Raw genomic sequence first — 13,538 nt, forward strand, 5'->3', positions numbered from 1 at the left:
GGAATCAAAAAATGGGTTGTGCCCCTGCTTTTAAATCGCGAATTTGTTCGAAAATTAGTCAGTATGAATGCCCCTTTTCATTTAGCCTTTCCTATTAAAGATATTGAAACTACCCGTACTTTTTACGGTGACTTACTGGGATGTGAGATCGGCCGCTCAACAGAGAAATGGATAGATTTTAACTTTTTTGGGAATCAACTCAGTGCTCATGTTAAACCAGAAGAGTTAGCACAAGCGAGTACTAATGCTGTAGATGGTAAGAACGTACCTGTTCGTCATTTTGGAGCAGTTTTAGAATGGGAGGATTGGCATACATTGGCCGACAAGCTGAAAGGTGTAAAGACCGAGTTTATCATCGAACCTTATATTCGATTTGAGGGAGAGGTCGGGGAACAGGCCACGATGTTTTTTCTAGACCCAAGTGGTAATGCCCTTGAATTCAAGTCATTTAAAGACCCATCTCAAATCTTCGCTAAATGAAACAATCTATGAGAAGTTTGGAGACATTTCTAGGACGAAGTCTATCAATAAAAGTATTGTTATTAACTCTCGCTATCCTTTTTTCAGCTTGCAGCCAAGAAAAAGTAACTAATGAAGTTGTCCGTGCAACTAAAAGCTTCCATGAAGTTAAGAACAAACCCTCAGACACTTTAAACGTAGCTTTTTTGGCCATTGACGGGGTTTATAACTCTGAGTTAATCGCACCCTACGATATTTTTCAACACACGATTTTTCATACCAACCCTGGAATGAAAACTTTTATTGTTTCACCGACGATGAACCCTATTACCACCTTCGAAGGTATTACGGTTACCCCTCACTACAACTTTGAAAATGTACCAGATATCGATGTATTGATAGTGCCGAGTGCAGAACACAATATGGATACTGATTTGGAAGACGAACACCTCATCTCATTCGTAAAAGAGAAAGGTGGAAAAGCCCAATTCGTAATGTCGCTCTGCGATGGTGCCTTTATTTTGGCACAAGCCGGCCTCTTAGAAGGCCTTAAATGCACGACATTTCCCAGTGATATCGGAAAATTTCGAGAGACATTTCCCGCGCTAGATGTGTATGAAGATATTAGCTTCGTTCATGACGGTAAAGCCATCACATCGGCTGGTGGCGCCAAGTCCTATGACCCTGCTTTGTACCTTGTAGAATACCTCTACGGCCAGAAAGCAGCGATCGGTGTGGGTAAAGGCCTAGTAATCGATTGGGATGTAGATCAAGTGAAGCATATAAAGCCATAACTTATCATATGAGTAAATCAGGGGCCGATATTGGTTTCTTATTGAAAAAGGCCACCGCTTTCGCTAGGCAGCATAAGAAAATGGAAGCTGAGGCTTTATTCCTTGAAGTTTTAGAGGTCGACCCCGATAATTTTCAGGCAAAAAAGGGACTTGAGGCTCTCGTTTCTCTAAGTATACCTCAATGGCACTTCGATATGTTGGCAGATGAGAACAGGAACTTTGCTTTTCAAAGAGCCATTGAAAAATTTGTGAGTAATGACTCAAATGTGCTCGATTTAGGTACTGGATCGAGTCTTTTGGCGCTAATGGCGGCACGTGCAGGCGCAAAGTCGGTGTTGGGTTGTGAGGTAAATCCAGATATTGCCCAAGTGGCTCAAAAAGTAGTGGTTATGAACGGTTACCACGACCGGGTTAACATTGTAGGAAAGCACTCAAATCAAATTGAAATGGGGGTTGACTTTGAAGAAAAGTTCGATGTTATTCTCGCTGAGGTTTTAGACACAGGTGGTTTGGGAGAAGGGGTTTTACCTTCCTTGAGGCATGCGACTGAGCATTTGGCAAAGCCAAATGCAATTATTCTTCCTTCAGGGATTTCTTTAAACGCTGTATTAGTTGAAGCCAAGAGGCTACAAAAAGTAAATCCAATTCATGAAATTTCAGGATTTGACCTTTCTGCTTTCCAGGATTTTAGCATGAGTGATACTTATAAGCCGATCAACCTCAAAGATGAGCCTCATGAAAAACTTAGTGATGTTTTTCCACTAAGAACCTACGATTTTCGCAATCTACCCGCCGAAATTCCTTTTGATAACCCTGAAGTAGAAAGTTATAAGGTAAAATGTACCGCCTCTGGCCAGTTACAAGCCGTGGCTTTTTGGTTCGACATGCACATGGGTGATGAGGCCTCATACTCTTCTGGGCCCGATGGAGAGTTAGTTCATTGGCAGCAAGCGGTTTACTTTTTTGAAAAGCCAATCGATATTAAAAAAGGCCAGCAAGTTGATTTGCAGGCCCTTTTCAGTGATGAATTGATACGATTTAGGTTGACTTAATAGTCAGAGAAATAGTTTTCAAGTTCTTTCAGTGTAGACTCATTAGTTTCTACGTCCATTTTAACATCGCCTTTTTCCATCAGTACGATTCTTTCGCAAACTTCTGTCACATGGTTTAGGTCATGGCTTGAAATTAACATGGTCAACTGATGGTTCTCTTTCCAATCTTTAAGAATGTTCTTTAATCTAATTTGAGTTGTTGGATCAAGGTTGGCAAATGGCTCATCTAGCAGTATTACTTCTGGGTTTCCCATTAAAGCGGCTACTATGCCGACCTTCTTTTGGTTACCCTTCGACAGATCTCTGATGTACTTTTTCTTGCCGATTATTTCTCCATTAAATAGCTGCTCAAACTGCTCTAAAAACTCTTTCATATCACCAGGGGAGTAATTATGAAGAGAACCTACAAAATCGAAGTATTCGTCTGGTGTTAAGTAATCGATCAGGAAAGATTCATCTAAAAATGAACCCGTATAGTACTTCCAATCTTCCGTTTTTCTCACATCTACTTCCTTAGAAGTCACATAACCCGTAGTAGGTCTAATAAGGTCGAGAATCATGCGGAAAAACGTTGTTTTACCAGCCCCGTTATTGCCGACCAGACCAAAACTCTGGCCTTTTCCGATGGATAATTCGGGGATGTTAACTACTTCAACTCCCTTATAGGTTTTTGATAATTCTTTTACGTCAATCATGATAGAACTATTTATTGTGCACGAAAACCAGCAGCGATTTTGTGTTTGTTTTGGACAAAGTAATCAGTAATAATTTTCAAAGATTTTTCTCTGAGGATGAAGCCAACCAAACCTGCTCCTCCTGTAAGGATAATTCCTAGATCGGCATAGCCAAAAATGGCTAAAGGCGCATAAATAAGGTAAGGAAGGATCATTATAGGAATAGCAATCAGGAATTGAGCCGCTCCGACACCTTCATAGTTAAACGCTGCTCGTTTATTCAAATCAATCTTCTTCGGGTTAAACATCGCGATTCTCATGACCGCAAAAACATTTATGCCGATGTTGAACAGGTACGCACAGAAATTGATCAGCACGATTTTCCAACCAAAATAGCCGTAACCCAAGGATACCACGAACCCAATAGTTGAGATTAGCACGAATAGATAATATTTCGCTTCTATATACTCTTTAAAAGTCGATTTCCTTACCAGTACAAAATCAAAGAAGCTACTATCCCAGCTTAACAGGAATTGACCATACTGGATAAAGAAAATTCCAGTAATGAATACCCCCACAAATACGAAAATGAACTCCATTTCTTGATATTGAGGGTTAGGGTAAAAGATCAGTCCGTAAAAAAGAAAAATAGCACTAAACATGACCGTATTTCTTGGTCGCTTATGTCTTAAAATCAACTTAATCTCCGTGGCCATAAGTTCTCCTTTATGACCAAACCGCTTAAGGAAGGCAAAATCGCCTGAAACGCTTGCTTCCTTCTTTTTAATTGATATTTCTTCTGGGTAAGTGTTGTTTACTAAGAAGTTAAAATTTAGGAAGTAAAAGAGAACCGTTGCTAGCCATGGAATAGCACCTAAATATGGTGTAGCGAGCACAGTACTCATCATTTCTGACGATATAGAAGACAAGCTTACAATTCCGTAAAAGTCCAATGCAGCAATGCCTGCGATTACGATAAAAGCATAGAAAATTAGGTTAGGATGCTCACTTAGTTTTTTCTTAAATAGAATGATTGCATAGTGTAGCATAAAGGCTAAACCGACAATGAATAGAAGCCAACCCACAGCTTGGCCAGTACTATTAGCACTATTGACCACCCGAATGGCGAAAGGAGCAAAGAATAGTAGACTCAATACATTGAAAGGGCTAAGCAAGCTTTTGCCCAACATGTAGTTGATCATTTTAGCCTTTCTAATGGGCAGATGCAAATAAGGTTGTATAGACAGTACGGGCACATTTTGCAAAAAGAACCTGATAAAAAACTCAAAGGCCACATAATAGATAACTACACTATTAATAATGCTTAGCGGATCAGTATCAGGCAAAATTGCCCCAACGATTTCTTTCAGGAAAATGCCTATCAAGAGCGCATAGGCTGTGATCATAATGGCTGCCAAGCCAAGGAAAATGTTGGCTACGAGGTTTTTGGCCCAAACTGCCGACCTGAATTGCTCTTTCCAAGAGTGACTTAAAAGGGCTTGAATCATAGTGCTAGTTTAAATTTATATCTAAGGCTAAAATACAATCGAGTATGGCATGAGTCGCCTTTATATAGAATTCCTGATTTACATTTTCGAATGTATCTGTGGGTTTGTGATAATGGGCATGGTCTTCTACACCAAAGTAGAGGAAAGGAATTCCCTTCTTGTGAAAAGCACCATGATCAGATTGGTTGGTCCAATCGTTATACCCCAAATCTGGCGTATCGTGTCCTAGTTTAAGCTGTAATGGCGCCGGGTCTATTTTTTCCACGATAGGCTTGAGGTTTGGGTAATGGTGCGTTCCAGCCACATAAAGCTCATTTTTATCGTTGATGCTGATCATATCCATGTTAATATTTAAGACAACATCTTCTACGGGAATCTTTTGATCTTCTAAAAAGGCAGTAGCTCCTCTTAAACCCATTTCTTCACCATCCAAAGCTGCAAAGATCAAGGTATGTCTTGGTTTGTTGGCTCGGAAATATTCCATTAAACCTAAAAGAGCGGCAACTCCCGAGGCATTATCATCAGCCCCATTGTAGATCAGGCTATCTCTTACTCCTAAATGATCGTAATGTGCGGTGATGGCAAAAGCAGAACTCTCTTTTCCTTTGATGACGCCGATTACATTAACGCCTTCTATTTCTTCACCATTGCGGTTTTTGAAGGTAAACGGGTGACGATAGCCCTTTTTATAGCTTTTTGCACTAACATCTTTGAATTGCCCAATGATAAACCTTCGAGCAGCTTCAGCACCAGGAGTTCCTGTTTTTCTACCTTGAGCCGCATCATGCGAAAGTCGCCTTAAGTCATCAAGCATTAGCTCTGTATCCAGGCGATTTAGTTGTGCCGTAGCGGATAATGTTACGCACAATGAGAATATAAATAGGACAATGAAATTTGAATATCTTTGCATCGTTATAATCGTTGTTGAAAGCTATTTACTACTTCAGTTCTGGTTCAATTTAACTTTCATAAACATAATCAATACGAAATAAAGTCTTGCGACCATTCATAGATAAGTTGTTTCTCACTATGCTTCTTTTGGGCTATACAATGACTGTATTTGGCCAAAATAGCACCGACTTACTACTTAGTAAATTGGAAATAAGTCAAGCACTTTATCCGCCTAAAGATATTCTCAGTACCAAGTCGATTGTCCTAATTTCAGTGCCAGAGGATGCAGATAGAAATGAGTGGATGGAATCGGTAGATGAGTTGCAGCAGTTCTTTGCCGAAGAAGGTATTGACGCAGTGGCTTACATAGAAACAGAGGTTTTGTTTTCTCAACCTAATGATCGCTTGACCATACCTGAATTTCTACGTAAAAGGGGAATTAACAACCTAATTCTGTTCGCAGCGGGAGGTAAAAAGGGGCCAGTTTTCTTAGCGATAGGACCTTATAATGGGGAAGAAAATTTCTTTGACAAAGGAGCTACTTTTTGGGCACGAGAAGGAGCAAACCTAGATGGGATTAAAGATGAACTGAGCGCCTATTTTAAAACAGGGGCGATTTACAGAGGAAACTTATTGGTGAACGAAAATGCAGAATTCTTTTATCCTGAAGTAGATTTGGGTGTAGTAGCAAAGAGTGTTCCGCCGAAAATTGCTGATTTTAAAGTGGCCATCGAAAGGATAGATAAAGCTCTTTTGGCAGATCAAGGGCCGGCTGCATTTAGATATGCTAATTTCTACAATCAAGTGCGTTATGACAGCGAAATCACAGGTAGGGAACGGTGGTTAAATTCGCTCCACTCCGATACGACTAACAATTTCTATTACAAAGAGGAAAAGCAGACAAACCAACAGTTGCGGAAAGATGGTTTTCAGTATGAGCTTCGATACGTTTCTGCACCTGAAAACTTGCTATATGATTGGATTTCTTTTCCCGACCGCAAGAAACCACGAAAAGCTCTAGTTCATAAATTTTACTTGAGTGACCTACGCAATAATAACATTTATGTAGGTAAGAATTGGGATGCCGCATTGGACTGGGAAGCTGCCTTACAAAACTTTTTAGGCCAAATACAGCAGGTTATACAAGAAAACGCGAACTAATCCCCTCTATTCTCCATACGTCTAATTTCATTATCGTCAGTTATTCAGTCTGCCTATATTGTGTCTAAACTGATGATAACAACATGAAAAAGATTACTGTATTTTTTGTCTGTCTCTTTATGACAGGCGTTAGCGTATTTGGTTTTCAGAACACAGAAATCGACTATGACGCTATATATAAGATTAAAGACGAAGGGTTAAATAATAGCCAAGTAATGGATATTGCTTGGAATTTGACCGATCGTATTGGTCCACGGCTTACAGGTTCGGAAGGACTTAAAAGAGCCTATGATTGGACTTCAGCAGAAATGAAAGAATGGGGCCTCTCCAATGTAAAAGTAGAAGCTTGGGGTGAATTTGGTCCTGGATGGGGCGTCAAGAAGTCTTACTTAGCAATGACAGCTCCTTATTACCAAGCGTTGATTGGTATACCGAAGGCTTGGACACCTGGCACTGATGGTGAAATTGAGGCTGAAGTAGTTTATGTAAATATTCAAAACGAATCAGATTTAGCTAAATACAAAGGTAAATTGGCCGGTAAGGTCGTAATGTTACCAACCACAGCTAGTGCAGAAACAACCTTTGAAGCGGATGCGCGCAGACTTACCGATGAGCAATTGGACGGTATGATGAGTGCTCGTGTGAGCAATGCCAACAGACAATTTTCAGCAAGGAGAGTATCTGATTTTAGAAGAAGGGCGCAATTGCGAAACGCAGCTTACCAGCTCTTTAAAGACGAAGGCGTAAAAATGGTACTAGCAACCAACCGAGGAGGTCAGGGTACTTTCTTTACTTCAAATGGAGCAAGAAGAGACCCTAATGCACTTCCTGAAATGGAAATTTCTCCAGAACACTATAATAGACTAGTCCGACTTGCTGTAAAAGGTGAGCCAATCAGAATTGAAGCAGATACTAAAACTGTTTTCCAAAGAGAAGATTTGAAAGGCTATAATGTTTTGGGCGAAATACCAGGTTCTGATCCAAAACTGAAGGATGAAGTAGTGATGCTAGGGGCTCACTTGGATTCTTGGTTTGCAGGTACAGGTGCTACCGATAATGCGGCAGGTTCTGCGGTAATGATGGAAGTAATGCGAATTCTAAAGGAGTCTAAAATTCCTTTAAAAAGAACGGTTAGAGTCGCGCTTTGGAGTGGTGAAGAGCAAGGTCTTTATGGTTCAAGAAACTACGTGCAGAACACATTTATGAAAAATGGAAAGCCAAACTCAGCACATGAGAAGTTTTCTGCTTATTACAATATGGATAATGGTACTGGTGCTGTCAGAGGAATTTACTTACAAAGTAACGAGGCTGTAAGACCAATTTTCCAAGAGTGGTTTAAAGCTTTTGAAGACATGGGTGCAAGCACTGTAACCATTAGAAATACTGGTGGAACTGACCACCAAGCTTTTGATGGAATTGGCTTACCAGGGTTTCAGTTTATTCAAGACCCAATTGATTATGGTACTAGAACGCACCACTCGAATATGGATGTATTTGAGCGTTTGCAAGCGGCTGACTTAAGAAAAAATGCAGTAATCATAGCTACAATGGTTATGCAAACTGCTAATATGGACGAGAAAATGCCTAGAAAACCTAAGGTGTTTGAAAGCCTTAATAGAAGCAGATAGGCTCAGAAATTAATCGAATGATTTTGGAAAGCACCATGTTTAGTCATGGTGCTTTTTTAGTATAAATCGGGGTTGATAAATGGTATGAGTGCCAAAACAACCGCTGGTTGATAATAATCGGCACGATTGATTAAATCCTTTGTCAGAATTCCGACGGCCCCGTTTGACTGTTTTGAATTACTTCTATTAAAGACAATGTCATCGGCCTCACCGAGTTCAATACCTTGCCGAACGAGTTCTTGAATTTTAGGGGGAAGCTGAAAAGCCGATGTTCTAGCATCTCCGTTAGCGTCTCGAGAAAGGATGTATACCCAAGCGAAGGCTTCCATTTTCTGGGGGCTATCTGTGATCCCACCTTCAATTCCGACCCAATAATCCGATTCAGGGTAACTGTTTCGTGCGTGATGGCTTCGGTTTTTAGCACCAATCCAAGTCTCTTCATCAGTCATGGGCTGATCGCTGACGTCGGAAGGAACAGCGGCACCTTCTACAGTGATTTTGTTATCTGGAAATACTTGCTGAAAAGCGTCTTGGGTACACTTTAATTTGACTGGGTTTTTAGAACCGACTATGACTTTAATTTCGGTTGAGGGCAATGAGTTTCTCATCCATTTTAAGTCTACTATAAAATACAGTTAACGCTTCTTGTACTTTTTTGTCGCCCTGTTTTACTTCCCACGCTTTCTCCATGTATGGCAAGGCTTTTCTGGTCCAATCATGGCCGATTTCCTCAGTCTCTTTACCAACGATTTCATATTCCTCGTTGCTCATCAGGTTAATCCGAGTATAAATTCTATTGGCTTGTTCGTTAATCATTACAGCGTAGTTATAATTCGCCGTAAAGTTATCAGGTGAATTGGCCAAGAAACGTTCGTAGTTCATGGAAGCCTGCTCAAAATAGCTTTCGGATCTTTCAGGCCTACCTTCGGCATAGGCGGTTTTAAAGATTATATCAAATAAATCGGCCTGTCTAAGGACCAACTCCATATTACTTGGGTTTCTTTTTACGGCTGTGTTGAGAACAGATTCCGCCTCTTCTAGCTTTCCGATTCGAATCAATGTTCTGACTTCTTCAATCACATATGGGATATGGTCTGGATAGTTGAATCTTGCATCTTCAACCACATCCAGCAATTCTTCAGGGCTCACTCTTAAGTTCCTTTTGGCAATGATTAAGCCGTCGTAGGCCTGTTTGCTGAGCACGTCTAAGTCTTTGGCAGCTAGGTAGTTTTCCACCGCCAGTTCGTATTTACCAGCATATACTGCGCACAATGCAGTAAAAATAAAGGCACGTGTTTCGGTCGGTTTAGAGATTTTGGACACTAAAAAGGCGTCTATTGCGTCGTTAAACTTTTGTGCTTGAAATAGCCGTGTACCCTCATTGATCCCATTAGCCCACAGGATTTCAATTTGGTTCTTGGCCAATACTTGAAGGTTACTCTTTCGGGTCGTGAGCGATAGGGTATTATTGTAGGAATCGACAATAGTGTTGATGAGTTCGCTCGGGTTTTCTTTGAATTTGTTGAGTTGCGGATCTTTGGATTCAAAGATTTCATGATAAACGCGAGCTTTCATAAACCAAGCTCTCGGATTGTCGCTGATGCCTGGCTGTTCAAAAGCCTCATCGATCGCTGCTTTGGCTTCGACGTAGTTTTTATCATTCAGCATCGTCGTGGCCACAGATATCAAATCTTGCGAATAGCTATTCGCAGAGAGTAGATAGATGAATATAGAAAGTAAGTGTTTCAATGATCCAGCAGCCAGTAACGTGCAAAGTTAGTCTTTTTGACCTACTTTGTAAACAGTCCGATAAAGAATGAGGATTAAATATACCACAGAAAATGTAACTTTTACATACATTTTTTTGTGGAACGTCACAAAAAACCAATGTGGCCATTGATAATTTTTATGAAAGATTACTGAATATCTTCCAATCGGCAGCTTTATACGTTGAGAACTGTTGTGGATAATTTTTGAAGGGGGCTAGTCAATAGTCCCCTTCAAGAACCCTTTATTTCCTCCAATTAGGCAAGTTACCCGGCATTTGGAGCGCTAGATTGCCTTTGAATTTTTCATCCATTTTCTCAAAATCTTGTCGCAGTGACTTGACTTTAGCAAGGATCGGCGTAAACTCATCGGCAGCAACATCATAATTTCTTTTTGATGTACCTGGTACATTAGAAGTTGAACCAAAAGTATCGAATATCGCATTTTGTGCTCTTTGTGCAGTGCTGTACTCAGCATCAATGTCAAGCCTACCCAGCACTGGGTCTCCATTGATATCCATTCTCACAGAATTCAGTTGCCTTTCAAGCGCCAAGATTTCCTTGAAAAGACTATTAGCTGTTTCAGCGGGATAAGTCTTGGATGCTGCTTTGTACTGTTGAATCTTGGTGTTCAAATTACGCAAGACACTCTGTGTAGCATTGATGGCATTGACAAGCTTGATGGCTTTCTTTTTGAAAGCGGCCATTTCTCCCCAATTCTCGGCAGGAATAGTTCGATTATTAAGTTCACTCACTTCGAATTCCACGGGTGGATGAATTTGGCTTAATTCTCCTTTCACGTTTTTGCTCATGGTGACAGTATAGGTGCCCGGCACCACGAAAATATTAGAAGAAGATAAGCTCTGACTTTGATTGGCTTGTCTTTCATTTACCTGCCCAAAACTCATGTAAGTCATATCCCATACGACTTGGTTCATGCCCTTGTTTAAGCCTGTTCTCAACTCACTTACAACGTCACCTGCCTGATCCTTAATCGTAAATAGCAAGAACGAGGGAAGCTCATCTTGTTCTGCCTTATATGCCTCGACTGTTGGGTAAGGGATGGCGTCATTATTCTTGAAGGCTTCTCTTTCTTTTTTCTGTCTTTCTGATTTTAAAGACGTGGTTCCTTCTTTGAGCCAGTATTTGATAACGGCTCCTTTTTGAGGGTTAGGGGAGGTGTGAAACATTTCACCTTGAAACCCTTTCTGCGGAGAACCAAGACTTCCTAGAGGAGTCCAAGTATTAAACATATAAGCCTTCTTGATATCAAATATATGAGCCTCTTTTTCAGTGACTTTTTCAGCTAGTTCTCTCAAAGCACTGTAATTGTCCAGTATGTAAAATCCTCTGCCAAAAGAAGCGACGGCCAAATCATTTTCGCGTTCTTGAATAGCCAGATCCCTTACATTGATCGTTGGTATACCCGATTTCAAAGCTGTCCAGCTGTCCCCACCATTAATGGAAACATGAACACCATACTCTGTTCCTGCAAATAGGATATCTGCATTTTTATGATCTTGTTCTAAGGCGTATACCGCCCCTTCTGGCAAGTTATTGCTGATGTTTTTCCAACTTTGTCCCTTATCATTACTCACATAAACATAAGGGGTAAAATCACCACTTTTGTGGTTATTGAAGGCTGCATAAACAGTGTTAACGTCATATTTGGAAGCAATCAAGTCATAGACGTAAGTGTTTTCAGGCACCTCTGGAAATCGATTAATCTGGCGCCAGTTTTTACCATCGTCTTCTGTAATGCTAATTTGTCCATCATCTGAACCGACATAGATTAGTCCTGCTTGAAGTCTAGATTCATCTAGTGAAACAGCTGCGCCATATCTTGACGTAGAACCATTTTTTGCCACGGCATCCATTGGCCAAATTTTACCCATAACGGGTAGTAGGTTTCGGTCAATATCCTGATCTAACTCACCACTGATCACTTCCCAAGAATCTCCTCGGTCTGTACTTTTAAAGAGCTTATTTGCCGCATAGTATAAGGTTTTATGATCATGAGGACTAACCATTAATGGTGCATCCCAGTTGAAATTATAGGCTTTTTCTCCTTTTCTAGGCCTTGGTATGATCGCTACACCTTCACCACTTTGTCGATCGAAACGTGTAAGTCCACCATTTTGATACTGAGCATAAACTATGTTATCGTCCACAGGATCAGGAACTGATTCAAAACCGTCGCCTCCCTGGGTTACAATCCAATCGCTGCTGACAATACCATGTTGGCTCACTGTTTGAGATGGACCGTGTAAACTATAATTGTCCTGTGTTCCGCCCATTACATTGTAAAAAGGCTCGGCATTATCCACAGACACTTTGTAAAATTGAGTAACAGGAAGGTTTGTAAAGAACTTCCATGTTTTTCCCTGGTCAAACGATTCATAAACGCCACCGTCGCAGCCTTGTAATATGTGGTGATTATTATTTGGGTCAATCCACAAGGCGTGGTTATCCCAGTGTTTGCTTTGCTCTCCAAGGTTGTTGAAAGTTTTTCCACCATCTACTGTGAAAGATGTGAAAGTATTGAGAAGGTAAACTCTGTTTTCATCTACTGGGTCTGCCACAATCTCTTGGTAGTAGTTACCGCTAGAGGAGGTACCACTCATTTTTTGCCATGATGCTGCACGATTGGTGCTCTTGTAGAAACCCCCTTGTCCGTTTTGTGCTTCTACAACAGCGTAAATGATTTCTGGGTTGGCAGGAGAGATCGCCATACCAATTCTCCCTTTGTCAACACCTGGTAAACCGCTATTTGCCTTTTCCCAAGTGGCTCCAGCGTCTTTAGACTTATAAATACCTGACTCTGGCCCGCCGCCAAGGTAGGTCCATTGTCTTCTTCTTCTTTGATGCGCAGTGGCATAAAGGACGTCAGGGTTTCTTGGATCAATATGAACTTCATTGACACCAGTGTGTTCGCTAATTTCTAATACTTTATCCCATGTTTTACCCCCATCAGTAGTTTTATAAAGGCCTCTGTCTCCACCGGCACTCCATAGAGGTCCTGTGGCAGCCACATAAACGACATCGGAGTTTCTTGGGTCTATCTTAATCATACCGATATGCTCTGACTTTTCTAAGCCAACTTTTTTGAAAGAGGCACCTCCGTTAACGGATTTATAGAGGCCATCGCCATAGGAGACAGATCTTTGGTTGTTATTTTCTCCTGTTCCTACCCAAATGACATTCGAGTTATTTGGGTCCATCGCTAGAGAACCGATGGAATAGCTTCCATAATTATCAAAAATAGGCTTGAAAGTGGTTCCGGCATTTGTAGTTTTCCAAACACCACCAGCTGCTGCTGCTACATAAAATTCGCTTGAATTATTCGGGTTTACAGCGATATCAGCGATTCGGCCCGACGTTAAGGCTGGTCCAATGCTTCTAAACTTTAAGCTACCAAGGGAGATACCTTTTAGAGGGTCTACTACTTCAGTCTTGTCTTGCTTTTTGTTTTTCTTTCGCTGTGCCGATGCCTCATGACCAAATAGAGATAAAATCATAAGGAGGGAAAGGAAGAGGGAATAGTGTTTTTTCATGGCTTTTCTTTTTGACGAAGGAATATAAATCAAATACTAGAGATTGAGTAA

The 13,538-nt window shown here is 40.8% G+C and carries 11 protein-coding genes; 5 read left to right on the forward strand and 6 right to left on the reverse strand.

From position 1 onward, the window contains the following. The first annotated feature begins 63 nt into the window (after nucleotides 1–63). Genes BFP71_RS05555 through BFP71_RS05565 form a run of 3 tightly spaced genes read left to right on the forward strand, consistent with a single transcriptional unit; the run spans nucleotide 64 to nucleotide 2,305 of the window. Complete coding sequence (locus BFP71_RS05555) at nucleotides 64–480, forward strand: VOC family protein (RefSeq protein ID WP_069834435.1); 417 nt, start codon at nucleotides 64–66, stop codon at nucleotides 478–480. Beyond that, nucleotides 477–1,253: a DJ-1/PfpI family protein gene (locus BFP71_RS05560; protein ID WP_222843463.1), complete on the forward strand. Its 777-nt coding sequence runs from the start codon at nucleotides 477–479 to the stop codon at nucleotides 1,251–1,253. The genes BFP71_RS05555 and BFP71_RS05560 overlap by 4 nt, the downstream gene beginning before the upstream one ends. An 8-nt stretch (nucleotides 1,254–1,261) precedes the next feature. After that, on the forward strand, nucleotides 1,262–2,305 hold the full coding sequence (locus BFP71_RS05565) for a 50S ribosomal protein L11 methyltransferase (RefSeq protein WP_069834436.1): 1,044 nt from the start codon (nucleotides 1,262–1,264) through the stop codon (nucleotides 2,303–2,305). Here BFP71_RS05565 and BFP71_RS05570 read toward each other — a convergent pair. The 3 genes from BFP71_RS05570 to BFP71_RS05580 are packed head-to-tail and all read right to left on the reverse strand — an operon-like array spanning nucleotide 2,302 to nucleotide 5,397. Next, nucleotides 2,302–3,000, reverse strand: a complete 699-nt coding sequence (locus BFP71_RS05570; RefSeq protein ID WP_069834437.1) for an ABC transporter ATP-binding protein — start codon at nucleotides 2,998–3,000, stop codon at nucleotides 2,302–2,304. The genes BFP71_RS05565 and BFP71_RS05570 overlap by 4 nt on opposite strands. A gap of 11 nt (nucleotides 3,001–3,011) precedes the next feature. Further along, nucleotides 3,012–4,487, reverse strand: coding sequence for a DUF5687 family protein (locus BFP71_RS05575; RefSeq protein ID WP_069834438.1), 1,476 nt, complete (start codon nucleotides 4,485–4,487; stop codon nucleotides 3,012–3,014). Between the two features lie 4 nt (nucleotides 4,488–4,491). Beyond that, nucleotides 4,492–5,397 carry a M28 family peptidase gene (locus tag BFP71_RS05580; RefSeq protein ID WP_069834439.1) on the reverse strand — a complete coding sequence of 302 codons (906 nt, stop codon included), beginning with the start codon at nucleotides 5,395–5,397 and terminating at the stop codon, nucleotides 4,492–4,494. A gap of 86 nt (nucleotides 5,398–5,483) precedes the next feature. Here BFP71_RS05580 and BFP71_RS05585 point away from each other — a divergent pair, with 86 nt between their 5' ends. Continuing rightward, a complete protein-coding gene (locus BFP71_RS05585; RefSeq protein WP_141719687.1) occupies nucleotides 5,484–6,539 on the forward strand; it encodes a hypothetical protein in 1,056 nt (351 codons plus the stop codon). A gap of 83 nt (nucleotides 6,540–6,622) precedes the next feature. After that, nucleotides 6,623–8,167: a M20/M25/M40 family metallo-hydrolase gene (locus BFP71_RS05590; RefSeq protein ID WP_069834441.1), complete on the forward strand. Its 1,545-nt coding sequence runs from the start codon at nucleotides 6,623–6,625 to the stop codon at nucleotides 8,165–8,167. Nucleotides 8,168–8,223: 56 nt separating this feature from the next. On the opposite strand, the gene yjjX is transcribed toward BFP71_RS05590, so the two are convergent. The 3 genes from yjjX to BFP71_RS05605 form a co-directional block, all read right to left on the reverse strand. Further along, nucleotides 8,224–8,775 carry an inosine/xanthosine triphosphatase gene (gene yjjX / locus BFP71_RS05595; protein ID WP_069834442.1) on the reverse strand — a complete coding sequence of 184 codons (552 nt, stop codon included), beginning with the start codon at nucleotides 8,773–8,775 and terminating at the stop codon, nucleotides 8,224–8,226. Beyond that, the gene (locus tag BFP71_RS05600) at nucleotides 8,744–9,916 is read right to left on the reverse strand and encodes a tetratricopeptide repeat protein (protein WP_141719688.1); all 1,173 of its coding nucleotides are present in this window, start codon (nucleotides 9,914–9,916) and stop codon (nucleotides 8,744–8,746) included. The genes yjjX and BFP71_RS05600 overlap by 32 nt, the downstream gene beginning before the upstream one ends. A gap of 262 nt (nucleotides 9,917–10,178) precedes the next feature. Next, entirely contained in the window at nucleotides 10,179–13,487 is a 3,309-nt protein-coding gene (locus BFP71_RS05605) for a WD40/YVTN/BNR-like repeat-containing protein (RefSeq protein WP_069834444.1), read from the reverse strand. Nucleotides 13,488–13,538: the final 51 nt, after the last annotated feature.

The organism is Roseivirga misakiensis (genome assembly GCF_001747105.1).
GTDB lineage: Bacteria > Bacteroidota > Bacteroidia > Cytophagales > Cyclobacteriaceae > Roseivirga > Roseivirga misakiensis.

Coding starts and splice junctions, on each gene's coding strand:
- yjjX (WP_069834442.1), bottom strand. CDS start 8,775: ATGAGAAACTCATTGCCCTCAACCGAAATTAAAGTCATAGTCGGTTCT.
- BFP71_RS05570 (WP_069834437.1), bottom strand. CDS start 3,000: ATGATTGACGTAAAAGAATTATCAAAAACCTATAAGGGAGTTGAAGTA.
- BFP71_RS05560 (WP_222843463.1), top strand. CDS start 477: ATGAAACAATCTATGAGAAGTTTGGAGACATTTCTAGGACGAAGTCTA.
- BFP71_RS05605 (WP_069834444.1), bottom strand. CDS start 13,487: ATGAAAAAACACTATTCCCTCTTCCTTTCCCTCCTTATGATTTTATCT.
- BFP71_RS05590 (WP_069834441.1), top strand. CDS start 6,623: ATGAAAAAGATTACTGTATTTTTTGTCTGTCTCTTTATGACAGGCGTT.
- BFP71_RS05555 (WP_069834435.1), top strand. CDS start 64: ATGAATGCCCCTTTTCATTTAGCCTTTCCTATTAAAGATATTGAAACT.
- BFP71_RS05565 (WP_069834436.1), top strand. CDS start 1,262: ATGAGTAAATCAGGGGCCGATATTGGTTTCTTATTGAAAAAGGCCACC.
- BFP71_RS05580 (WP_069834439.1), bottom strand. CDS start 5,397: ATGCAAAGATATTCAAATTTCATTGTCCTATTTATATTCTCATTGTGC.
- BFP71_RS05575 (WP_069834438.1), bottom strand. CDS start 4,487: ATGATTCAAGCCCTTTTAAGTCACTCTTGGAAAGAGCAATTCAGGTCG.